29 protein-coding genes are annotated in these 23,315 nt (G+C 38.4%); 4 read left to right on the top strand and 25 right to left on the bottom strand.

The window, feature by feature from the left end:
• Positions 1 to 117: 117 nt before the first annotated feature.
• Positions 118 to 291 carry a YozD family protein gene (locus AAHB15_RS16395; protein ID WP_098529412.1) on the bottom strand — a complete coding sequence of 58 codons (174 nt, stop codon included), beginning with the start codon at positions 289 to 291 and terminating at the stop codon, positions 118 to 120.
• 168 nt (positions 292 to 459) lie between these two features.
• Between AAHB15_RS16395 and AAHB15_RS16390 the strand changes: the two genes are divergently transcribed.
• Positions 460 to 627, top strand: coding sequence for a hypothetical protein (locus AAHB15_RS16390; RefSeq protein WP_176541152.1), 168 nt, complete (start codon positions 460 to 462; stop codon positions 625 to 627).
• Here the strand turns inward: AAHB15_RS16390 and AAHB15_RS16385 are convergent, their stop codons facing one another.
• The 11 genes from AAHB15_RS16385 to AAHB15_RS16335 form a co-directional block, all read right to left on the bottom strand.
• Positions 628 to 1,323, bottom strand: a complete 696-nt coding sequence (locus tag AAHB15_RS16385) for a hypothetical protein (RefSeq protein ID WP_335572150.1) — start codon at positions 1,321 to 1,323, stop codon at positions 628 to 630. It abuts the gene before it with no gap.
• Positions 1,324 to 1,453: 130 nt separating this feature from the next.
• Positions 1,454 to 1,675, bottom strand: a complete 222-nt coding sequence (locus AAHB15_RS16380) for a YozE family protein (RefSeq protein WP_335572158.1) — start codon at positions 1,673 to 1,675, stop codon at positions 1,454 to 1,456.
• 139 nt (positions 1,676 to 1,814) lie between these two features.
• A complete protein-coding gene (locus AAHB15_RS16375; protein ID WP_144562902.1) occupies positions 1,815 to 2,099 on the bottom strand; it encodes a YokU family protein in 285 nt (94 codons plus the stop codon).
• 48 nt (positions 2,100 to 2,147) lie between these two features.
• Positions 2,148 to 3,551: a lysine 2,3-aminomutase gene (gene kamA, locus AAHB15_RS16370; RefSeq protein WP_335572149.1), complete on the bottom strand. Its 1,404-nt coding sequence runs from the start codon at positions 3,549 to 3,551 to the stop codon at positions 2,148 to 2,150.
• A gap of 131 nt (positions 3,552 to 3,682) precedes the next feature.
• The gene (locus AAHB15_RS16365) at positions 3,683 to 5,077 is read right to left on the bottom strand and encodes a sigma-54 interaction domain-containing protein (RefSeq protein ID WP_342042801.1); all 1,395 of its coding nucleotides are present in this window, start codon (positions 5,075 to 5,077) and stop codon (positions 3,683 to 3,685) included.
• Between the two features lie 62 nt (positions 5,078 to 5,139).
• Positions 5,140 to 5,994 carry a putative beta-lysine N-acetyltransferase gene (ablB, locus tag AAHB15_RS16360; RefSeq protein WP_335572148.1) on the bottom strand — a complete coding sequence of 285 codons (855 nt, stop codon included), beginning with the start codon at positions 5,992 to 5,994 and terminating at the stop codon, positions 5,140 to 5,142.
• A 180-nt stretch (positions 5,995 to 6,174) separates the two neighbouring features.
• Positions 6,175 to 7,449 carry a peptidase gene (locus AAHB15_RS16355; protein ID WP_335572147.1) on the bottom strand — a complete coding sequence of 425 codons (1,275 nt, stop codon included), beginning with the start codon at positions 7,447 to 7,449 and terminating at the stop codon, positions 6,175 to 6,177.
• 56 nt (positions 7,450 to 7,505) lie between these two features.
• A complete protein-coding gene (locus tag AAHB15_RS16350) occupies positions 7,506 to 8,171 on the bottom strand; it encodes a 3-oxoacid CoA-transferase subunit B (RefSeq protein ID WP_144562906.1) in 666 nt (221 codons plus the stop codon).
• Positions 8,156 to 8,848 (bottom strand): CoA transferase subunit A, encoded by a 693-nt coding sequence (locus tag AAHB15_RS16345; protein ID WP_335572146.1) that lies wholly within the window; start codon positions 8,846 to 8,848, stop codon positions 8,156 to 8,158. The genes AAHB15_RS16350 and AAHB15_RS16345 overlap by 16 nt, the downstream gene beginning before the upstream one ends.
• Complete coding sequence (locus AAHB15_RS16340) at positions 8,849 to 10,204, bottom strand: aspartate aminotransferase family protein (RefSeq protein ID WP_335572145.1); 1,356 nt, start codon at positions 10,202 to 10,204, stop codon at positions 8,849 to 8,851. It lies immediately after the preceding gene.
• A gap of 169 nt (positions 10,205 to 10,373) precedes the next feature.
• On the bottom strand, positions 10,374 to 10,547 hold the full coding sequence (locus AAHB15_RS16335; protein ID WP_420491125.1) for a YjcZ family sporulation protein: 174 nt from the start codon (positions 10,545 to 10,547) through the stop codon (positions 10,374 to 10,376).
• A gap of 120 nt (positions 10,548 to 10,667) precedes the next feature.
• Between AAHB15_RS16335 and AAHB15_RS16330 the strand changes: the two genes are divergently transcribed.
• Entirely contained in the window at positions 10,668 to 11,264 is a 597-nt protein-coding gene (locus AAHB15_RS16330; RefSeq protein WP_144562909.1) for a DUF502 domain-containing protein, read from the top strand.
• 50 nt (positions 11,265 to 11,314) lie between these two features.
• On the opposite strand, the gene msrB is transcribed toward AAHB15_RS16330, so the two are convergent.
• Positions 11,315 to 11,746 (bottom strand): peptide-methionine (R)-S-oxide reductase MsrB, encoded by a 432-nt coding sequence (msrB, locus tag AAHB15_RS16325; RefSeq protein WP_342042799.1) that lies wholly within the window; start codon positions 11,744 to 11,746, stop codon positions 11,315 to 11,317.
• Positions 11,736 to 12,278: a peptide-methionine (S)-S-oxide reductase MsrA gene (msrA, locus tag AAHB15_RS16320; RefSeq protein ID WP_335572142.1), complete on the bottom strand. Its 543-nt coding sequence runs from the start codon at positions 12,276 to 12,278 to the stop codon at positions 11,736 to 11,738. Before msrA ends, msrB begins: the two co-directional genes overlap by 11 nt.
• 174 nt (positions 12,279 to 12,452) lie before the next feature.
• Here msrA and AAHB15_RS16315 point away from each other — a divergent pair, with 174 nt between their 5' ends.
• Complete coding sequence (locus tag AAHB15_RS16315) at positions 12,453 to 13,205, top strand: DUF4397 domain-containing protein (RefSeq protein WP_335572141.1); 753 nt, start codon at positions 12,453 to 12,455, stop codon at positions 13,203 to 13,205.
• Between the two features lie 24 nt (positions 13,206 to 13,229).
• Here the strand turns inward: AAHB15_RS16315 and AAHB15_RS16310 are convergent, their stop codons facing one another.
• From AAHB15_RS16310 to AAHB15_RS16300, 3 genes are all read right to left on the bottom strand, one after another.
• A complete protein-coding gene (locus tag AAHB15_RS16310) occupies positions 13,230 to 13,808 on the bottom strand; it encodes a YpmS family protein (protein ID WP_335572140.1) in 579 nt (192 codons plus the stop codon).
• Positions 13,809 to 14,633, bottom strand: a complete 825-nt coding sequence (locus AAHB15_RS16305; protein WP_335572139.1) for an SGNH/GDSL hydrolase family protein — start codon at positions 14,631 to 14,633, stop codon at positions 13,809 to 13,811.
• A 106-nt stretch (positions 14,634 to 14,739) separates the two neighbouring features.
• On the bottom strand, positions 14,740 to 15,318 hold the full coding sequence (locus AAHB15_RS16300) for an SCO family protein (protein WP_335572138.1): 579 nt from the start codon (positions 15,316 to 15,318) through the stop codon (positions 14,740 to 14,742).
• A 232-nt stretch (positions 15,319 to 15,550) separates the two neighbouring features.
• On the opposite strand from AAHB15_RS16300, the gene AAHB15_RS16295 reads away from it, so the two are divergent.
• Positions 15,551 to 16,441, top strand: coding sequence for an MBL fold metallo-hydrolase (locus AAHB15_RS16295; protein WP_335572137.1), 891 nt, complete (start codon positions 15,551 to 15,553; stop codon positions 16,439 to 16,441).
• Between the two features lie 51 nt (positions 16,442 to 16,492).
• Here AAHB15_RS16295 and tatC read toward each other — a convergent pair whose 3' ends face one another.
• The 8 genes from tatC to AAHB15_RS16255 all read right to left on the bottom strand — a co-directional run bounded on the left by tatC (position 16,493) and on the right by AAHB15_RS16255 (position 23,313).
• Entirely contained in the window at positions 16,493 to 17,236 is a 744-nt protein-coding gene (tatC, locus tag AAHB15_RS16290; RefSeq protein WP_098530499.1) for a twin-arginine translocase subunit TatC, read from the bottom strand.
• Between the two features lie 156 nt (positions 17,237 to 17,392).
• A complete protein-coding gene (tatA, locus tag AAHB15_RS16285; RefSeq protein ID WP_098530498.1) occupies positions 17,393 to 17,587 on the bottom strand; it encodes a twin-arginine translocase TatA/TatE family subunit in 195 nt (64 codons plus the stop codon).
• Positions 17,588 to 17,909: 322 nt separating this feature from the next.
• The gene (locus AAHB15_RS16280) at positions 17,910 to 18,404 is read right to left on the bottom strand and encodes a dihydrofolate reductase (RefSeq protein WP_335572136.1); all 495 of its coding nucleotides are present in this window, start codon (positions 18,402 to 18,404) and stop codon (positions 17,910 to 17,912) included.
• The gene (locus AAHB15_RS16275; RefSeq protein ID WP_335572135.1) at positions 18,401 to 19,195 is read right to left on the bottom strand and encodes a thymidylate synthase; all 795 of its coding nucleotides are present in this window, start codon (positions 19,193 to 19,195) and stop codon (positions 18,401 to 18,403) included. The genes AAHB15_RS16280 and AAHB15_RS16275 overlap by 4 nt, the downstream gene beginning before the upstream one ends.
• 114 nt (positions 19,196 to 19,309) lie before the next feature.
• A complete protein-coding gene (locus tag AAHB15_RS16270; RefSeq protein WP_335572134.1) occupies positions 19,310 to 19,888 on the bottom strand; it encodes a TerD family protein in 579 nt (192 codons plus the stop codon).
• Positions 19,889 to 19,920: 32 nt separating this feature from the next.
• The gene (locus AAHB15_RS16265; protein ID WP_335572133.1) at positions 19,921 to 20,535 is read right to left on the bottom strand and encodes a TerD family protein; all 615 of its coding nucleotides are present in this window, start codon (positions 20,533 to 20,535) and stop codon (positions 19,921 to 19,923) included.
• 33 nt (positions 20,536 to 20,568) lie between these two features.
• Positions 20,569 to 21,672 (bottom strand): toxic anion resistance protein, encoded by a 1,104-nt coding sequence (locus tag AAHB15_RS16260; protein ID WP_335572132.1) that lies wholly within the window; start codon positions 21,670 to 21,672, stop codon positions 20,569 to 20,571.
• A gap of 3 nt (positions 21,673 to 21,675) precedes the next feature.
• Complete coding sequence (locus AAHB15_RS16255) at positions 21,676 to 23,313, bottom strand: YceG family protein (RefSeq protein ID WP_335572131.1); 1,638 nt, start codon at positions 23,311 to 23,313, stop codon at positions 21,676 to 21,678.
• Positions 23,314 to 23,315: the final 2 nt, after the last annotated feature.

Here is a 23,315-nt window from a genome sequence, read left to right as displayed (position 1 = left end):
AAAAAATCCAAATCTCATAGGAGTTACGATACATGTTGATTACAAACAAAAAGCGAGCATCATGCTCGTCTTTTGCCATATCTATCATTAACGAGGAGGACTCTTTTAATTAGGTAGTTAGTCATCCTCTACTTCTTCATCAATAATACTCTTTTCAATTAGATATTCGAAGGTTATATCTGCCAGTTCTTCTAATTCTTCTTCGCTAGGAACGTAACCCCGCTTTACAAGCTCATGAAAGAAAAATTCGGCAATTTCTTCTGTATCAATAAACACTTCGATTTCTCTCATAGCATCGCCCCCTTTTTAGAGAATGTATGATGTACATGGCCTTTTCATGCTAGTTACTTTTGAAAGGCATTTCCACTGTTTCCATCTTAATAAAGTTCCTATAAATTTATGTCTTTTTTTGAGTGGACAAGCATAGGATGAAAAAAAAGAAGTTGATGAGGTGATAGAATGTCAAATTTCAAATTGAAGTTAGAGGCATTTATTGAAGATGTAAACAAGGAGGATGGGTACACCCTCCAACTATTTGAGAAGTTGACTAACACCATGTTTTCTTTAATAAAATGGGCCGGCATTCCCTTTGTCCTTTATTTATTGTTTGAGATTTCAAGATGGTAGTTACACATGGCTTTTGCCATCATTATTTACCAGACTTTCTAGTTTCCTAAGAATTACCCGCATCACTTGATAGTATTCTTGATCTTGAAACATTTCATATAAAATCCGGTAATCATTAAATATGTCCAATAAGTTATCGATTAATTCCTTTTTTTCTTTTTTTCGTTCTATTTCCTCAAATTCGGCTTTTCGGACCATTCCTTGAACCTTAGGAGTTTTGTCAGTTTTTTCTTGCTTATTGACTAAGTATAGGAGACCCAGCTTTTGGATGAAGGTATCCGCATTCTCGGCATCAGCAACTAATGTTAATTCCTCTTCTCCAGCTTCAAGCCATTCTCCATCACTAACCCGAGATAGTTCGTAAATAACATCTTCCCAAGCATCTTCTTTGTAACGCCAAATTTCCGTTCTAAAACCGACTACCTTAAATAAATCAGCGCCATATCCACTTACTTGAACTAAGTCACCGAAAAAGAATTTATACTCAATATCAATCTGCTCCTGCTCTACCAAGGTGCCATCGTATTCTGAAAGCAATTGAAGGGCTTCTTCTATATAGAGTCCTTCACTCTTATTGACTTCATAAACGTAATTGCCGTCCAATAATTTAATATCGGTAACTTTTCCAACCGTACCATAGATGGTGATCACGACGGTATCACCAATTTTATACTTTGGTTTCTTTCTCTTTGCCATATCCTCCCATCCCCTCAAATGGATTAGTCGTGTAGTTTAATTACAATAGTATATGCAGGGTGAAAAATATCGCTCATGACAATTTTGAAATAAAAAAATCGCCCGCTTTGGGCGATTTAAATGTTTTTATTTAACTTTCGGCACTTAGATAATGCTCCCATGCTTCATCAAAGACGGACATCGATTTTAGATACTGTCCATGCATTTCTAAGTAAGAACTTATTAGGTGGTAATCTTCCGATGTTTTTGGAAACCCATGATCCAAAAACGCATTGTTTGCAAAAGCACTGATATCATCTTTCGGGGCAGGATGTCTATATTTCATTAAAAAATGATAAAATGATTTTCTCATACTTTCTAACGCCTTTCTTGTCCAATTCGGAAACGAGTCATTTTTCTTATGAATTACTATAACGGATACTATTCGTATCGTCCAGTTGGAATTACAGGAAACCATAATAAAAAACAGCCTTTTTAGGGCTGCTCTTTTGTTAACTTGAAAAGTCAAAATAATTCCTCTTTAATAATCTAGGAATTTTCATTAATTCCTCGTAGGTAATCACTTTTCCAATTTGCTTACAATCAATTAAAAACAATTGATCTTCTATTTCTTTTACAAGGCTCTCACTCTGATAAATCATGTTACAATCACCGCAACTATGGGTAGGTGTTTCTCTAATTTCAATCGCACGTGAGCCGTCCGGTAACTCCCAGAAAACAGAGTCAGTGACTGCATTTACATTAGAACTATTACACCATTCACATTCCATTTTCATCACACACTCCTCACAATTACTTCATTGGTCCAATTGCTTAGACAGATTTTACATAGATGTATTTCCCTTTTCTTTTTCTGTTAATGCTTTAAATTTCTTTTCCTTTAATTCATCCCGCTTGCTCCGCTTGTCTTTTAATGAAGAGTGTGCAGGGTCTTGATTGTACTGCTTCCTGCGATTGAGCCTTGTTAAACCTTCTGGCACCAAATTGAAGTGCTGGTCATTCATAATTCCTGCAATACCGGAAAGTGATTTTTTCTCTGCCATGTTAGGGTATACACTTTCAAAATATTCTTCAGCTCTGCCAGGAACATAGTTTTCAGGCTCCGGATAGGAGGTAATTACTCCTTCAAAATTTCGGAGCACGACCTTTTCCGGACTCTGAGAAATTAAATAATTCGGCTGCAGCGCAATTTTCCCGCCTCCACCTGGGGCGTCGACGACAAAGGTTGGCACAGCATATCCGCTCGTATGGCCGCGCAACCCCTCGATAATTTCTAGTCCCTTGGAAACAGGAGCACGAAAATGCCCAATTCCCTCTGAAAGGTCACATTGATAGATATAGTAAGGACGGACACGGATTTTTACGAGGTCATGCATGAGCCTTTTCATGATTGGAACGCTATCATTAATTCCTGCTAGAATGACAGATTGGTTTCCAACAGGTACACCGGCATTAGCCAGCATTTCACAAGCTTTTTTTGAGTCCTCGGTAATTTCAATTGAAGTATTAAAATGGGTGTTTAACCAGATTGGGTGGTATTTTTTCAAAATATTGCAGAGGTTTTCGGTAATCCGCTGCGGGAAGACCACTGGTGCCCTTGTTCCGATTCGGATAATTTCCACATGGTCAATTTCACGTAGATTTTTCAAAATATATTCTAAAATATTATCATTAATCAACAGTCCATCCCCGCCGGAAATTAATACGTCGCGAACCTCCGGTGTTTGTCTGATGTAGGAAATAGCAGCATCAAGCTGTTTTTTAGGCACACCCATGCCAATCTGACCCGAAAAACGCCTTCTCGTACAATAACGGCAGTACATCGAGCATTGATTAGTGACTAGAAAGAGCACCCGATCAGGATAGCGGTGTGTTAGTCCTGGTACCGGTGAGTCCTCATCCTCATGTAAGGGATCTTCAAGGTCATATTTCGTTTTGTAGATTTCTTTAGAGATCGGTACCGATTGCATCCGAATCGGACAGCGGGGATCATCTGGATTCATTAATGAAGCGTAATAGGGTGTGATATTTAAGGGAATGGTTTTAGTGGAAATTCTTACCCCCTCTTCTTCATCTGGGGTTAAGTTGATTACCTTTTTTAAATCATCGACTGTACGAATCGTATTGGTTAATTGCCATAGCCAATCGTTCCACTGTTCCTCGGTAACATCTTTCCAAAGTTCTATATCCTTCCAATGTCTGTTTGGTTTATATATAAAATGTTTCATATCCTTTCCTCCAATCTTGCTTTACTAAATAATATGCAAGAATTATGCCAACTCTACAGTCAGATAAAAAGCCGATTCCTTGGTTATTTTGATTTTGAGACTCAAAAAAAAACCGCCGAAAATTCGGCGGTTTAGTGAGAAATTTTTTTTAATTTATATTGAAGAGTCTGCCTTGGTATTTCAAGTAGCTTGGCAGCTTGATTGATATTTCCTTTAGAAAGGTCGAGGGCACTTATGATTAGCTTTTTCTCCACTTCCTCCAAATTCTTTCTTAATGATAGATTATCAGAAGGATGATTATTACCTTTGGCTCCAGCAGGATACTGCCTCAGGATAACAGGCAAATCAACAACCCCAAGGTGACTTCCCTCACAAACATTCATCATATATTCAAGCGTATGTTTAAGTTCTCGGACATTTCCGGGCCATTGATATCCAGTTAAAAATATCTCTAGTTTTTTTTCCACACCTTGAATCGTCTTACTTAATTGTCTATTAAACTCTTGAATAAAAAAATCAGTTAAGTACATGATATCCTCTCTCCTATCCCTTAAAGGCAAGAGAGAAAAGGTAAACACATTCAAGCGATAATAAAGATCATGGCGAATCATTTTCTCTTGGAGTGCTGTTTGTGGGTGTACATTCATGGCGGCAATAACACGAACATTAACGGAAATATTTTGTGAGCTGCCCACCCTGCGAATCATCCCGTCCTCTAATATCCGTAAAAGTTTGGCCTGAAGCTCTATCGGCATCGTATGAAGTTCATCGAGAAAAAGGGTCCCGCCGTCAGCCAATTCAAACAAACCTTTCCGATCAACAGCCCCAGTATAACTGCCTTTGACTGTCCCAAAAAGGATGCTTTCCAGCAGCGTTTCTGGGATGGCAGCACAATTTTGAGCAACAAATGGACCTTCTGAACGATGGGACTCATGGTGTATACCCTGGACAAACAATTCCTTCCCAGTTCCAGACTCCCCGTAGACAAGAATCGGAGAATCCAATTTTGCCAGTTTCCTTGCCTCTTCCTTAGTATTAATTAATTCTGGGTTGATTGTTTTTATATCATTTAGTGTATACTTTACCTGCTTTGCACGCTTGTTGGGGCTGCTTTTAGAAAAACCTTTTTGTAAGTCTAAAAGTCTTTCTGCAAGCAGCTTCATTCTTGAATAATCCTTGGCAATTTCGACTGCCCCAACAAAGTCCTCCGCAATAAAAATAGGCAGCGTGGTATTAATGGTATCAATCCTCACTCCGTGCATATTGACATACACCTGAGCTTGATTATAAATGGGCTTTCCTGTTTTTATAACCTTTAAAAGAGTGCTCGACTCTTCTGTCAAGGAGGGAAATGCATCAATTAAATGCTTTCCTAACACTTCCTCTACGTCCATCCCATCATGTTTGGCAGCTACTTCATTGTAGAAAATGGTTTTTCCTTCAGTATTGACTACATGGATTCCTTCATCAATGCTTTTAAGAATGGCAGTCAAAACCTCTTGTGTTAATGCCGTTAAGTGTCCTATTTTATTCACCTGCCTGCTATAGCATCTAGAGTGCTGAAAAATTGGCACCGCCAGCCGAAATCTTAGCAGTTTGCCAGATTTTTCACCCACATATTCATATTCTCTAGTTTGTCAAAGATGTAACAATTATTCATGAACCTGCCTCTGTAGGAATATCCCAGTTGAAACAAAGCAGCATTCATCCCAAATGATAAAGCCCTAGCGATGGAATAGGCACAAAAAATCCCATTTTTCATTAAGTCCTTTTCGAGTTCTTGGAGAATGATTTTCATAAGTCCATATTTTCGGTGCTCGATTAACGTTGCACAATCGGTTAATTCAGCATTTTTGTAATAAGCGTTAATCTCTGCAGAGGCGGCACTGACTATTTTTCCCTGATAGGTAAAGACATAATAGATCGTCCCATCCTTCATAGTCTTTTTTACATATTGAGGATCATGCAATGGAGTAGGATAAATTGGAAATACTTGTTTGTATAAAGCGGAAAGCTCTCCAGCACAGCTTTCATCTGCCTTATTCAATTTATATTCCTTTGTTGGTAATGTTTGATCTATTGTAGGGTTTAATTGATAGATACTCTGAATAATTCCATCCTCGGTAATCCAATGGTCATTCCTTTTGCGTTCAGGCGTATAAAATTTTGAAAAAAAATGAGCGTCTGAACCTTGAAAATAACGGTCCACCACCGCTTCAGGCTGAAGTCCTGCTTCGACAAACGTTTTAAAGTCTTCACTACGGGCTTTAATGATGAGTTTCTCAGCTTGATACTTCTTAACAAGCTCTTCCACTTTTTCTAATAAAAATTTTGTATTTCCACGGTAATCATCAACCCTGATTCGTTTATTAAAGGGGTCTAAATATACTTCACAAAAATAGTTAGTTTCGTTCACGTAGATAGTGGATGCGGTTTGGTTCATTGTGTCACTCCTCAACTGCTTTTCTAAAACCTGGAGAATAAATTCTTCAATAGTAGACGAAATGAAAGTCTGGCCGGGATTTAGCCAGACTTAAAATTTCATACTAATACTCTCCATATGCTAGTCTGCATTCGGCATTATCATAATATGATTTTATCAATCAACAAATGAAGGTGCCAATCATGATGATTCCGCGACTTCACACCATCTCAATATGGTTAGGGCGATAATATTACTTGCTGCAAACAAATCCTCTAGGATAATATGTTCATTAGCATCATGTGCTACTGCCGTTATCCCAGGTCCAAAGACGACAACGGGAGTATGGCCCACAGTTGAGAGGATTCCCCCATCTGTGCCCCATGGACTTGCTTCAATAACAGGCGGTTCTCCTTTAACTTCAATAAAGCTTTTCGTTAATTCATTAATTAATGGGTGGTTGGTCTCGAGACTTCCCGGCTGCCATCTGCCGCCAAACCATTCCAGCTTAAGAGGGTGTCTCTTCAGCCATTCATCTTGATCGCACAGATCTTGCATGCATTTTTCCATTTCCATCTGTGCAGATTGAATACTTTCATCAGGAGATACTCCCATCCTTCCTTCTATTACGGCTGTATCAGGGACTGATGAAGGCCATTCTCCGCTCATCATTTTGCCGATATTAATTGGAATGGGGATAGGAATTTTTTTAAATAAAGGATCAGTAACCCTTGCGTTTCTATCTTTCTCTAATTTTTGCAAACTCTGAATTACTATTAGAGATTTCTCAATCGCACTAACACCTTCATATCTTGTTCCTCCATGTGCTGCTTTTCCTGTTACAGTAATCCGGAACCACATGGAACCCTGTTGTTTTGGAAACATCTTCATATTGGTTGGCTCAGGAATGATTGCTCCGTCTGCTTGATAGCCTCTTAAAACGGCTGCCAGTGTACCTGCTCCTCCACTTTCTTCTTCAATGACACTTTGAAAAATAACATCCCCTTTTAGCTTTATACCGTTGGCAATAATCGCTTCCATTGCCATTAATAGGGCAACATTCCCTCCTTTCATGTCAGTTGACCCTCTTCCATAAAGCTTGCCGCACTCAATTACTCCACTAAATGGATCATGCTCCCAGTTTGACTCATCGCCAACCGGAACCACATCAATATGACCGTTTAAAACAATCGATTTGCCACCGCCAGCTCCTTTTAAGACTGCGACCAAGTTTGGGTTTCCATCAAAGCTTTGGCGGTCGCAGCAATAGGCCGGATGGCTTTTTAATTCATCACCGCCAATTTCCCATATGTCCAGTGTTAATCCAAGCTGACGACATTTCTCAATGACAATAGCTTGTGTACTGCTCTCATTTCCACGGGTACTATTTTCTCGGACGAGCAGTTGTAAAAGTCTCGCCGCTCGTGCCCGATTCTCCTTTAGCCATTGCTTTACATGGTGTTCATATTTTTCCACTTTAGTTCACCCCTTTAAGCCAATTTCCCCATTAGTACGGTATGTTGCGAATATTTTCAGTACGGTATGTTGCGAATATTTTCACTAACTTTAAATTCACAGCCTGTTTTACTGACCACACTATCAAGGTTGTACGGTGCAAATATTTCGGACAAAAGCAGTCCTTCGTGGGACACCTTAAAGACAGCCATTTCTGTAATAATTAAGTCAACGCAGCGGGAGGATGTTAAGGGGAGTGAACATGTATTAACAATTTTGGGGTACCCGTTTTTATCACAGTGGTTCATCACAACGATTACCTTTTTGGCTTTTTGTGCGAGTTCCATTGCTCCTCCCATACCCGGTACTTTTTTACCCGGCACAATCCAATTGGCCAAATCACCATATTGACTCACTTGCAGTGATCCTAGAACGGTAATATCAACCCTTCCCCTGCGAATCATACCAAAGGCAACAGCACTGTCACAGTATGAACCACCACTCATTAGGGTCACTGGAAAGCCGCCGGCATTGCACAAATTCTCATCTTCTTTTCCTTTTCCGGGACTTGGCCCCATTCCCGTAATCCCATTCTCAGCATGAAACATTACCTGTATTTCTCTTGAAAGGTGGTTAGGGACAAGGGATGGAATACCAATACCGAGATTCACCACCATACCATTCTGAATTTCCTCTGCAGCTCGTTTGGCCATTCGGTTTCTTTCGTCTATTCCCATGCCCATTTCCAATTCACCCCTTGGGAGGAGATTACATAGTCAACAAATACTCCTGATGTGATAATTTCATCCGGATCAAGACTGCCCAATGGTACAATTTCCTCTACCTCTGCAATGGTGAGTTTGCCGGCCATTGCGACAAGTGGATTAGTATTGCGGGCACTTTTGTCATAAATTAAGTTACCATACACATCTGCCTTTTTTGCATAGACAATCGAAACTTCGGCCGTTAAGGCAGTTTCTATTAAGTATTCGTTTCCGTTTAGCACATATCGCGGTTTATCATTGGAGACTATTTCATTGTCCATACCTATGTCAGATAAAATCGCCGGCAGACCAACCCCTCCAGCACGGATTCTTTCTGCTAAGATTCCTTGTGGTGAGAACTCAACCTCTAACTTACCATCATGCATAAGTTGACCCGCGACGGGATTTGAGCCAATATGGGAGGCGATGACTTTCTTTACCCTGCCACGGCTGACTATTTTACCTATTCCTATGTGGGGGAATCCCGTATCATTGCCGATTAAAGTTAAATTTTGAACGCCTTTCTTCAAAATGCTATCAATCAATGTTGGTGGTGAACCCACCCCGCCAAAACCGCCGAACATTAAGGTCATTCCATCGTGAAAAAAATCCATGACCGTTTCAATCGTCGTAATTTTTCCAAATGGATTTTCCAATTAATGTTCACCATCCATTCCTGTACTTATTATTTTTGAAAAAGCTGTAAATGTGCCTTTTAAAAGAAAAACCAATTCCTCAATTTCCCTTTTAGTAATTGTTAAAGGAGGGGAGATAATAATGGCGTCTCCATTTACCCCGTCTATACCCGCACCCGCCGGGTATACTAGGAGTCCCTTGTCTTTTGCAATTTCTATTATTTTTTGTGTTACGGAGGACTTTCTCGGGAATGGCTGTTTTATACTTGGGTCTTCAACTAATTCAATGCCAAGCAGCAAGCCCCTACCACGGATATCGCCAATAAAGTGGAATTGCGCCTTTAATTTCTCAAGTTGGTTTTTCAAATAAATCCCTTTATTATCTACCTCTTTCATAATCTCGTTTTTTTCTAAGTATTCAAGAACTGCCAAAGACACTGCACATGATTGTGGGTTTGCACTTAAGGTATGACCACTCATGACTGACTTTGACCCGGCCAGAATCGGCTCCATGACCTTATCACTTGCTACAGCCGCGGCAATGGGTGCAAAGCCTGCCCCCATTCCTTTCCCCAAAGCAACAATATCAGGTACTACTCCCCAATGCTCGCAGGCTAGTATAGTTCCAGATCGGCCAAAACCAGTCATGACCTCATCCGCAATAAAAAGGATGTCATTGTCCTCACAAATTTTTTTAATATGTTTAAAATACTCCTTTGGCGGCGTAATTGCTCCTCCGGCTGCTCCGATAATGGGTTCGGCAATGAAGGCTGCAATTTGTTCAGCACCAATTCGCTTTATTGCTGTTTCTAATTCATGGGCACACAAGTATTGACACGAGGGGGCTTCCAGATTGTACGGACACCGGTAGCAATATGGTGGATTTATAACAGGAAAATCTTCTAAAAGAGGAACAAACCGTGCCCTTCTTCCAGGATGGCCTGACATCGAAAGCGCTCCCATTGTAATACCATGATAACTAACCCATCTTGAAAGAATCTTGTTCTTCGTTCGAACCCCTGTTTCTTGCCAGTATTGGATCGCCATTTTCATCGCTGTCTCGGTTGCTTCGGAACCACTGTTTACAAAAAAGCTCCATTTTAGCTCACCCGGTAGTATTTCTGCAAGTTTATCAGCAAGTTTTTCAGCAGCTTCACTTGTAAATTGTGAACGATAAACGAAAGAGACCTTTTGGGCCTGCTCTAGCATCGCTTCGATGATCTCCGTTACCCCATGACCTATGTTAGCAGTTACAGCACCTGAAGCGGCATCCAGATATTTTTTTCCTTCCATATCAAATAAATAAACCCCTTTGCCATAATTAATGACCGGGTATATTTCATCTAACATTGGTTTGATTAGAAATGACTTTCCCACAATGGACACCACTTTCTTTATCAAAATAAGTAGGTATATTCCATTGTATGAAGTAATTTTTCATTCTATCATCTCATTTCACCGGGACTGCCAAGAAATATTGCCGTCTAATGAAAATGGCGGAAAAAGAAAGGCTGACCCGCTTTTAGGATCAGCCATTTTCTATTTATCAATAATTCCAGCTTGCGCCAATGATGATTAACAAAATAAATAACACAACAATTAACGCAAATCCGCCAAAGCCAAAGCCTACACATCCACCTACTGGATAACCGCATCCACCTACTGGATAGGCTGGGTAACCGCCGCAGCCATCAATTCCATAACCGTAACCATGATACATAAACATTCACTCCTCAAGGAAATTTGTTTCTTTTCATAAGTACTGTATGAACTAGTTGCTTGACCTGTATGTGCATTCGCCTATATTATGAAAGACAATGATATTTTTGTAGGTGATAGGATGAAGACAGTTTTAAAGAATTTTATAAATGGCATTTTAACCATTGTTCCAATTATTCTTGTTATTTATGTGATTTACAAAACCTTTCTATTTTTGGACGGCATTCTAGGCAACTCTTTAAGGCCATACCTCAAGGATGATTACATTCCCGGATTTGGTCTGTTAACCACTGTTATCCTTATTACTGTTTTAGGCTGGATGTCTACTAAATACATAACAGGAAAAATTATTAAACTAATTGATTACTTGCTTGAAAAAATTCCGGTTGTTAAAACCATTTATTCGGTTATAAAAGATACTGTTCAATCCTTTCTTGGCGATAAAAAGTCTTTTTCTAAGGTGGCGTTGGTGGTAATCCCAGGAACAGAAATGAGGAGTATTGGGTTTATTACATCAGAGGAATTGGAGGATTTTTACAGTCCGTTAAAGGACCATGTAGCCGTCTATATTCCGCAAACGTTTCAGGTTGCTGGATTTACCTTTTTAATCCCTAAAGAGCAAGTGGAAATTATAGATGTGAAGGCTGAGGATGCAATGAAGTTTGTCCTCTCTGGTGGGATGACTTCCACATCAAAACAAAAGTCTGAGGAAAAGTAATTCTGAATTCACAAATAAGAAAAAAAGGACGCCCAAAATGGACGTCCTTTTTATTTTCCTTCAAATAGCCTGATAAACTCACCGTAGCCATCTTCTTTAAGCTTTTCCTTTGGGATAAACCTAAGTGCAGCAGAATTAATACAATAACGTAATCCCGTTGGTTGCGGTCCATCATTAAAGACATGACCCAAGTGCGAATTAGCCGATTTACTTCGAACCTCTGTCCGGATCATAAAATGACTATAATCTTCTTTTTCAATCACTTCCTCATCTTCTATCGGTTTCGTAAAGCTTGGCCAGCCGCAGCCTGCATCAAATTTATCAAGCGAAATAAATAATGGCTTTCCCGATACAATGTCTACGTAAATACCATCCCTATTTTCATTCCAATATTCATTTCTAAAAGGCGGCTCTGTACCATTGTTTTGCGTAACTTCATATTGAATGGGTGTTAATTCTTTTTTCAGATCTTTATTTTGCATCGTTGTCCCCCCAATGTCTTTCAATAAACCCGGCACGGCCTGAACCTACATGGTATGACTGATAATGGGCACGATTTTTCTTATAATAGTGCTGATGATATTCTTCAGCAGGATAGAATGTCTTAGCAGGCAATATTGGTGTGACAATTGGCTTTGAAAAACGCCCACTTTCCTCAAGAGCTTGTTTCGATTTTTCAGCTAGCTCTTTTTGGATTTCATTGTGATAAAAGATAGCTGTTTGGTAGGATTGGCCGCGATCGTAGAATTGACCGCCCGGATCGGTTGGATCAATTTGCTGCCAAAATAATTCCAGTAATTTCTCATAGGGAAAAATGTCCGGATCATACGTAATTTGAACGGCTTCATAATGTCCGGTTGTATCCGAGCAAACCTGTTGATACGTTGGATTTTCAACTGTTCCCCCTGTATAACCAGACAAAACACTGATAATTCCAGGTTGTTCATCAAACGGCTTGACCATACACCAGAAACAGCCGCCGGCAAAAGTTGCTAACTGATGACTATTATCCATGTTCCCACCCCTTTTTTATTTACATAAAAGTATACATAATGTTTTTTGAAAAATAAACTTATTGCTCCAGCCATTTCAGCCCATTCCTTATCGCAATATTATAGTACATTTAGACACCTACCTATATCTGCTTGAATAAATTATGGTGTAATCCAGAAGTAAGGAGTTGATAATATGTCCGAGAAAAGGAAGCAAGCTGATTATCTCCACAAAGCAGCGATGTATGAATGGTTAGCCCAGCTCTATAAATATACTAACCCTAGTTTACACATGCATTTCTCTTTAAAGCATTATAAATACCTGAACAAAGCGATGAACTTAAATAGATTACCTGTTCAAGCATTACAAGGTGATGCACAAGTCCGTTTCCTGCATACATCCCCAGATTCCCCTAACGTAGATATCTATATTAATGGAAGCCGTGTCATTAAAGATTTAGCTTTTACGAAAGTTAGTCAGACTTTACCTTTGAAAGCTGGGAAATACCACATCGATATTTATCCTGCCGGAAATATGATTGATAGTGTCTTAAATAAAAATCTAACAGTTGAGGAAGGAAAATCATACACTTTAACCACCATTGATTCAGTTAAAAAGATGCGGCTGTTGGTGTTTTTAAATCACCCTGAAGTTCCTATAAATGAAGCAAAGGTCCGTTTTATCCATTTATCTCCCGATTCCCCCGCACTTGATATTGCTGTTAAAGAACGCGATGTGATTTTTCCTACGGTCCAGTACAAACAATCAACCGAATATTTAGGATTGACTCCTATGACAGTGGATTTGGAAGCAAGGACTGCTGGCAGTAAAAATCTCCTACTTCCAATAACAAAAGCAAGTTTTAAGCCTAATGAAAGCTACACGATTGTCTTTTTAGGGCTATCACAGGATAAACCTGAATTACAATATATTAGTATAAAGGATTAAAAAATAGGTGTCCTAAGCGGACGCCTATTTCACTGGGACTAATATTGTAAAAGCAATATCATCTTTTTTCAAATTAAATTTGTCTACCTTAATTTTCAAATCGCTTTTTTGTTTTAACTGCTGCATATGAATATAGACCAGATGATCATTGGGTCTGATTTCAACACCTTTCGGCAGCTTATATTTCTCCCTAATAAAGTTTAAAACGTACGAAATGGGGAGATGCAATTTTCCAACTGACATCGACTTTTGCTTTAAAATTAAATCGCCATTTTTTTGGGCCGATGGTTCAAAAGTCAGCTTCAATTTTAACTTTTCACTAAAAAAAGGAAGTGTACCATATAATTCGACCTCATCTCCCAACAGAACCTTATATTCTATAGGAGAGTCAGCTGCTTCTTCTTTCAAATAATGGTTAATTAATCTGTTTAAGTCATACTTGTTTGATCTAACATGAAAAGATACATAGTCTTCACTCGAAGTGTTTGTTTTTACGGGTTCCTTCTCATTAATTGGGGCCATAACTAACGAAAAAAGAATAATTGCAATTAATAGATTGATTCCTAACAAAATAAGGAATCCCAGTTTCCATTTATTTTTCATCTAATTCTCCTCAGTGCTCACCGTGTAGGCCTTTTTCTCTATATCAGGTAAAACCTGATTTGCTAAAGCTTCATTAATTCTCTCTGCCATTAGTTTATATCCTTTGTCATTAGGATGGAAATTATCTGTATACAAAACATCTTCATCTGCATTTAAGAAAAGGTCTCCGATTGACACAAAATAGGAAAGAGAATATTGGTTAACTACACTTTGGCCGATTTGATTCCATTCAGCGACAATTTGATCCATTTCTTTTATATCCGAAAACCATTTCGAAAATGGGTTATACACGCCAACTAACACGATGGATGCATTTGGGTTTTCTTTGAATATCACGTCGAAAATTTGCGTTAAATGGCTGCGATAGGATTCTTTTTCCTTAAGAAAATCTGATACCTGCAAGTCTGAAATATTGTCTTTGACAATCTTCATGATATCATTCCCACCAATGGTGAGAATCACCAAATTGGACTGCTGCAAAATGGGCTTAATTTTAGGGGATTTGAGTCTTTTTAACAGCTGTGTTGTCCGATTTCCCTTGACACCATAATTGTAAAAATCAACTTCTTGAACTCCTTTATCTTTTTCGAGCATCGATTCAAGATATGGCAAATAACCGCCTTGATCTGTACTATCTCCGACCCCTTGAGTGAGAGAATCACCTGCAGCTAACACCGTTAGCTTTCGAGGTATAAAATCAGCTGGGATTGGTTGAAAAACTTGTGCAGCGACTTTCTTTTCCTGATGAAACACTAATGAATTGGATGGACTGCACGAACATAATAACATGATCGAAAGAATTAGAAGGGGGAAAAACTTTTTCAACTCTATTCACCTGCCTCCTAAGTTTTCTTTATTATAACACGACTATAAATATTCAAAACAAATATGTACAATATCCTTTTCCTATAAAAAATAGACCAATAAAGGTCTATTGTAATGTTTTTATATCATTGATGATTTCCTCATAGGGAACATCTTTATAACCACTGTATGTCTTTTTAATATTCCCCTCTTGATCAACCAAATAAAGATAAGTTTGATGAATCACCTGATTTCCTTCCGCAGGTTTCTTAACAATCGTTTTGAAGCTTTCCGTTGCAAATTTTTCAATAAATTCTTGAGAATAACCGGTTAGGAATGTCCAATTACTAAATTCCACACCAAATTGTTTAGCGTAGTTTGTCAAAACTTCAGGTGTATCAACAGTTGGATCAACACTAAAGGAAACTAATTCAACATCCTTCAGATTTTCTTCTTTTAATTTCTTTTGCAGTTTTACCATATTAGCAGTCATAGGAGGGCAAACATCTGCACAGCTAGTGAAAATAAATGCTGAAACCCAAACCTTTCCTTTTAAATCCTTAAGTCCTATTTGCTTGTTTTGCTGATTTGTTGCCGTAAAGTCCTTAATTGGCCAATTTACTGCACTTTCAATTTGCTTTTTTCCGCAACCGGATAATAATAAAATTAAAACCAGTCCAAATACAAAATAAGAACGTGTCTTCATTCAATCACCTGCAACCTTTTTATTCTATATCGAGAATAGTGTAGCAAAGTTATTGACTAGATGAAAGTAAACAGCTTCTTAGAATTTAGTGGCATCCTCTGCTTTTATAACAAGCTAGGGATATATTAAAAAGGTATAACTTCATCTTTTAATTATTAGAAAATTATGATATTATGAATGAGCATTCACTCGGTTAAATGAATATTTAAATTTCAAAAGTGGGGTGAACAAAATGAATCGAATTGGGCCAATCTTAATCCTAGAAGGCGCCAATTTCAGTAAAGTTCCTAATTCCAGAAGTCTTTATCTAAACTGTTCTGACAAGGTACTAATTGATACTGGGGCCGAGGAAAAGGTTCTCAAAAATGTCGACCGAGAACATGGTGTCCAATTAATCCTCAACACCCATTATCATCCTGATCACACACTTCATAACCATTTATTCAAAAATATATCAAAATTAATTAATCCAATTGAGTATGAGACATCGCTTACGATTGAAGGCGTTGCTAGTGTTAATGGAGTTTTTCAGGAGTGGGGGCAAGAGGGTGTTGAAAAGTGGAAAGCCACGCTTCCAGATGATTGGGTGAGAAACCTTGGAGAAATTTCCGGAGCATATCATTATGAGATCGAATATAAATTTGGGGGAATAAAGGTACAATTTTTACACACGCCAGGACATACAAGCGGCTTTTCATGTCCATACTTTCCGGAATTAGGAGTTGTTTTTACAGGTGATTATGATATGACCTCATTTGGACCCTGGTACAACGGAACTGATGGAGATATTGAAGATTTTATTGAATCTGGTAAACGACTGTTAACACTTGATGCTGATACCTATATAACTGGGCATCAAAAAGGAATCTTCTCCAAACAGGAATTTATTAAGGCAATGGACCGATTTCTAGCGAAGATCGAGCAGCGGGATGAACTAGTCACCCGTTATGTTCAGCAGGGGATGAACTTTGATGAACTTACTAATGTTGGCATATTTTATCCAAAGAAAAGTTTAGAAAACACGATACTCAAAACATGGGAAAGAAGCGGAATTCGGAAGCACTTAAACAGACTAGGCTATGAAGTCATAGGAATGGATTGTCAATTAGTCAAACTAAAATAAAATGGATGATGTCAATTTGACTCATCCATTTTAAAGTCATTCTTAACTAGATTATGCTTCTATAACTTCTTCTTCATGATCTTCATTTTGCTGCTTTTTTAATTTTTTTCGATAAACGAACTTTGATAAATTAATGCTCACTTCATAAAGAAGTAACAATGGTAAAGTTACAACAAAATCAGACATAAAATCAGGAGGTGTAATAACAACGGCAATGATAATTAGAACAAAATAGGCATACTTACGAATTTTCGCTAAAACAAACGGATTAATGATTCCAAGAGAGGTTAAAAACATAACTACTACTGGTAATTCAAACAAAACCCCAAATGGAAGAGTCATATTCAATATAAAACTAAAATACCTGTCAGCAGTGAAGTTCGTAACAAACATATCTTGACCAATGTTCACCAAAAAGTTAAGTACCATTGGAAAAATTACAAAATATCCAAATGCAAGCCCCAAAACAAATAATATAAATAGTGCTGGGACATAGGTGACGGTTATTTTTCGTTCATTTGGTCGTAGTGCAGGCCTGACAAATAACCAGATTTGTAAGGCTAAAACTGGAATTGTCCCAGCCAAGGCGACAACGCCTGCGAGCATGAAATAAATCCACATAATATCACTTGGTCCGAGAACGAGAAGCTTGGTATTTCCAACAAACCATTTATAAATATCGTCTACATAGATAAAGCCAACAATAAAAAAGACGATAAATGCCAGAGCAGATATAATAATCCGTTTGCGCAATTCCTCTAAATGATCAACTAAATTTAATTCTTTATCTTCCATGTAATTCCCCTGCCAATTTCAAAGGTTAAAAAAGTGAAAGTATGTTAAAATCTTCTGTCTGTAAATAGTCACTTCACTAGAGAGATTAACATGTTTTCACGCATCCATATAGGTTTATCTTCGTGAAGAAAAAGGTGCAAGATAGAATCTTACACCTTATTTAGTCAAATTTTTCTTTTCTTCTGTAATATCTTCCATAACATCATCCGTTAATTCACGAGTAGATTTTTTAAATTCTTTTAAAGTTTGTCCAAAAGCCTTACCGATTTCAGGAAGTTTCTTTGGTCCAAAAATAATTAATGCAAGAGTTAATATCAAAATTAATCCGGGCACTCCGATATTAGAAAACATGGATTTACATCCCCTTCAAATGATGTTGTATATTTCTACTATGATTATAGTATTGAAATATCCTTTTGAGGTAATTATCCTCAATAATTCATAGTTATTTCACAAAATCCAATAAAAATTCAATTAAAGTGACATTTAACGTTTTCACAATTAATAGTAATTCACTATAGACAATTTAACAATTACAAGCGCTTAAGTCAATCTTCTCAGTGTTGATTAAATCTTTAAAATATTATGACTGCTATTTTTGGTTAGATATTAGAGGAACATGCATTAGGGACCAATTTCTTAATAAAAAAGCATCTATAGATGCTTTTTTCTATTAGTGTCCGTTTTTTCTCTCGTAGATTCTAAATTCGTAATCGTAAGGATTTTTTTCATTTTTAATCCCTTTTTCAACCGATGTTAGGACCCAATCCTCTTGTTTAAACGGAGGAAAAAAGGTATCTGCAGCAAAATTTTCATCAATATAGGTAATGTATAGTCTATCCGCAAATGGAAATGTCTCCCGAAAAATTTCAGCTCCGCCAATAACAAAAAATTCGTTATCTTGCTTTCGGCTATTCATCACAAACTCATCGATTGAGGAGTAAACGGTACAGCCTTCACTTTGATAGTCAGGCTGTCTGGTAATTACGATATTTTCTCGGCCTGGCAGGACGCGTCCAATCGATTCATGTGTTTTTCTCCCCATTGCAATCGGGTGTCCCATTGTTACCCTTTTAAAAAACTTTAAGTCCTCCGGTAAATGCCATGGGAGTTGATTATCCTTACCGATTGCACCATTTTGATCCATTGCGACAATAAAAGAAATCATACACTGACGGCTCCTTTAATGTGTGGATGTGGGTCGTAACCTTCTAAAATAAAGTCGTTATATTCAAAAGAGTAGATATCCTTCACATTTGGATTGATTTTCAAGGTTGGCAATTTTCGCGGTTCCCTCGACAATTGTTCTTTTACTTGTTCGAGATGGTTCTGATAAATATGCACATCCCCAAATGTATGAATGAACTCACCCGGTTTTAAATCACAGACCTGGGCAATCATTAACGTTAAAAGCGCATATGATGCAATATTAAAAGGGACACCAAGAAAGACGTCTGCAGAACGCTGGTATAACTGACAAGACAATTTTCCATCAGCAACATAAAATTGAAACAGACAGTGACAAGGCGGCAGGGCCATCTTGTCAATTTCAGCTACATTCCAAGCATTCACAAGCAATCTTCGGGAATTTGGATTGGTTATAATTTGCTCAATTAATTCGCTGATTTGATCAACGGTATTACCATCAGCCCCTGTCCAAGAGCGCCATTGATGACCGTAAACCGGACCTAATTCACCATGTTCATCCGCCCACTCATTCCAGATCCGCACTCCGTTCTCCTGGAGGTAACGTACATTTGTGTCTCCTTTTAGAAACCAAAGCAATTCATAAATAATGGATCTTAGGTGCAGCTTCTTTGTAGTTAAAAGCGGGAAACCTTCCTCAAGGTTAAATCTCATTTGGTAGCCAAATGTGCTAATCGTCCCAGTACCAGTTCGGTCACCTTTAACATGGCCATTTTTCAGTACATGTTCACATAATTGTAGATATTGTTTCAACTTAAGACACTCCCTGTGATTCATATTTCTCCATTTTATCATAATTATTGGGGATTGCCATGCTAGAAAAAAGAGAAGCTATCAACATCGTTGACAGCTCCCCGAATCAATATGCTAAACTTCTAACCCAAAATTCCGACAAAGGGCGGCCAATCCGCCTGCAAAACCACTTCCGACAGCGTTAAATTTCCATTCACCATTATGACGGTAAACCTCACAAATAACCACAGCTGTTTCAACTGAAAAATCCTCGCCTAGGTCAAATCTGAGGACCTCTCTATCCGTCTCCTCATTCACTAAACGAACAAAGGCATTAGAGACTTGACCAAAATTTTGATTTCTAGCCTCAGCATCGTGGATTGTGACTGTAATCGCTATTCGATGCACATGGGAGGGCACTTTACTGAAGTCAATCCTAATTTGTTCATCATCGCCGTCCCCTTCACCAGTTCGGTTATCCCCTGTATGTTCGACAGCTCCAGAAGGATCCACTAAGTTATTATAAAAGATAAAGTCGGCATCCTGGACCACTCTGTTGTTTGCATCTGTTAAGAATGCGGAAGCATCCAAGTCAAAGTCGTAACCGCCATGATAGCGGTTTGTATCCCAGCCAAGCCCGACAATAACCTTTGTTAAGCCCGGGTTGGTTTTGGTTAAGTCAATTCTTTGTCCTTTTGATAAGTTAATTCCCAAATAGATCACCTCTTTACGAGCCTTTTTCTTAATTAACTATAAGAACGTACAACCTCACTTAGGCTGGCAGCATTCGTTCCACTACCAACCGCAGCAAACTTCCACTCATTGCCGTGGCGATAGATTTCACCCGTCACAAGGCATGTAAGTCCGCTATAATTATCTGTTAAATTATAGTGAAGCAGCTCTTGGTTTGTAGTGGGATTCACAACTCGAATAAACGCATTTTGAATCATTCCAAAATGTTGTTTTCTTTTTACACAATCATAAATATTAACAACAAAAACTAGTTTTTGAATGTTCGCTGGAACACGGCTTAGGTCAATCATTATTTGTTCATCATCACCGTCTCCATCTCCTGTTAAGTTATCACCGGAGTGCTGGACACTGCCATCGTTACTTTTTAAGTTTCCGAAATAAATAACATCTTTATTGTTTTGTAATTTGTCATTCGCCCCGAGCATTATGACAGAGGCATCACAGTCTACATTGGAGCTGCTAGCACCGCCGCCAAATAGGCCGCCGAATAACTTGCCGCCGCCACCGCTTTGGACAGGATCCCAGCCTAAACCTACCATGATTTTCGTTAATCCTGGATTTCCTTTTGTTAAATCAACTCGCTGGCCTTTTTGTAAATTAATTGCCATATTATTCACCCCATTAGAATATTTGTATAGAATTTAGGATTGTTTCAATTTTTTAAAGTTTTCTTGCAGCTGTTCTAACCGTTTTGTACCTTCAAGTCGTAGACGTTTATTCTCCTCTTCAATTGCACGTGTTTCCTGCATCCCTTTGATGATAATATTCCAGGATTCTTCAATTGTCTCGATTTTAATACTAGGACCGCCAGCAAGTCTTGTGATATCAGTACTTTGTTGAGAAATATTCTGAGCATTTCTTAATAACATTTCATTGGTTCTTCGGTCAAGCTCGCTCATCGAATCGGCCACAAGCTTCTGCCTTTTTGCTGCAACTGCTTGAATTAACCCATTTTTAAAAATAGGAATAGTTGTTACAAAAGCAGAGTTAATTTTTCCAATAAGTTTGGTATTCCCTCTTTGCAACAATCGAATTTGTGGAGCTGTCTGAAGAGCAACCATCTTCGCCATTTCAAGGTCATATATCCTCTGTTCCAACAGGTCAATTGCATTTTTTAACGAATCCAACTGCATCGAAGCAAGTTGATCACCTTGAGCGACGCGGGCCTCAAGCTGTGGAAGGCTGGTGTTTTTCAATTCTTCTGCCTTTAATTCACCGGCAACAATATATTTTTCAAGTGTTAGATAGTATTGATAATTTTGTTCATACATTTGTTCAAGCATATTAGTGGCATCGACCATTTCATGCTGATATTTTGAGATTTCCACGTAAACTTTGTCGATTTCGGATCCCATTGTCTGATACTTTCCAAACAGCTTTTCGACGATTTTTTCGCCCTTTTTAAACAGCTTGCCAAAAAGTCCCCCAGAAGACTTTTGAAAGTCCTTAGCATCAAATTTATCCATTATCCGCCCAAGATGTTTCAGCAGTTCACCAGAATCTTCTACTTTTGTTGTCTTCATATTACTTAGGATTTGATCCGAGAAACGAGATATTTGCACGGCCGGCTCTTTTCCAAACTCCAATATTTGAATTTGGTCTCGTTCATCAATAGTACGAGCTAAATTTTGAATTTCTGGTTCTTTTCGTAAAGCAAGTTTTATATCTGATACTTTTGTTTCGGTTAGAACATCATCAGCCGCTGCAGGTGTTAAACCGTTAGATGGATTTGGTGATAAATTCACTGTTTAATCTCCCCTTAGATTTTTTAAGATTCCTTGAAAAAGCCCTTTTTTAAAAAGCGATGGTTCCTTAAACTCCAAGTCAAACACCACTTCATCAAGCCAGTGCTTATCAAATAATCGTTCATCGACATAGTTTTCGATATCATTATGGCCTGATGGATTATACAAAATGAGATCGATCCCAAATTGATTTAGAAGCAAAAGCAGTGCTGCATCCGACCTTGATAGCCTTCCTGTCGTTTCGTTATTGTAAATAATTAATTTAGGGACAGCTTGAGAATAATCAAATTTCTCCATTAACTGAATGATATTCTTGGGCATAAACATCGCCTGGGTAAACAGATAAACTCTTACTTCTTCGTCAGTTTCCACTGAGAGCGGTTTTAAAGCGGGTGCTTCACAAATCCTTCTTATGGCTTGGACTATTCCTTTTTGCAACCCTGCAGCTAAAAAGGAATAGGGCCAATAATGTGATTGTATTACCTTCTTAGCACTCAGCAAACCATCTTTGCCGAGAGCGTTTCGATAGTGATATCGAAAATCACTAGTACTTGGACTCGTAATGGGCAGCCCTCTAATCAACAAGCTATTGTTTAATTGACTAATCGATTGAAGCCGTTCCCAATATTCTTTCCGATTCTTACTTACTCCTTGGACTTTAGCAAATATCGAGGGAATCTTAACTTCACCGTTACTCACCTCAAAGTCCGGACGGATCATTGCTATTTCTTTCGCTAGGATAAACAGCTCGTCATAGGTCGTTTTTAACGTAATAGACGAAGGTGTATAATCCCGTAATTGCCAGGGCTTATAAAGGCCGGACCCCTCAGAATTTAGGATCGACTCAATCTCTTTTGATGCCCGGTAAGCAACTGTCGTTTTCCGGCTGCGTTTTTCCTGAGGAAATGGCTCTGCAGGCTGCTGATTTGGGTAATGATAGGTGAAGATTTCTTCCGTGACTATGCCGGATAATATATCTCTGCCTTCCGGATGGAAGATGATGAGATCGCAGCCAAGCTTAATTAAATAATATACAAAGTATTGATGACTTTTTTTAAAGTCGCCATACCACAAGAATTTGGGCATTTCCTTTTGCGGATCAGCTTGTTCTAACAAGAGTTGTAAGTGGTTTAAGGACCATTTTACAAGATCGACCAAAACCCTTCTGAGTTCATGATTTTTCAACCCATTCGTTTCACGGTTTGCAAATAATTCAAGTGTGGAAATCATTGCTTCTCTTAGTTTTCGGTGAATAACAGGTACCCTGGATTTTAACAACAGCTGTTCACCATCAAGAAACGCCGTGAAACGATTAATAGAAAGCTTCTGCTCGTAATTTATATTTATGACCCTTTGAATCGCTTGAAAGTGAGTATTATGTATGGTTTTATCCAGAGAATCCTCACTTAACAGTTCAAGGTTCCATTCCTGGTTATGGACATAATCATGCAACTGGTTATAATACTCATCCGTGTCTATAGGTAAGCCCAAAAACTTTCCAATTACTTGCCCAATCTGAATCGTTCCATTTTCAACTGAATAATTCGGCCGTTCCGGCAGCGTTTTTTTCAGCATGCCCTGCCAATTTTCAAATGAAAGGGATACAGGATGGACGTTTAACTGATTTAATGTTGGATACAATC

The sequence above is a fragment of the Bacillus sp. OTU2372 genome (assembly GCF_038440275.1).
Taxonomy (GTDB): Bacteria; Bacillota; Bacilli; order Bacillales; family Cytobacillaceae; genus Neobacillus; species Neobacillus bataviensis_B.
This window is presented reverse-complemented; position numbering and strand designations above follow the sequence as displayed.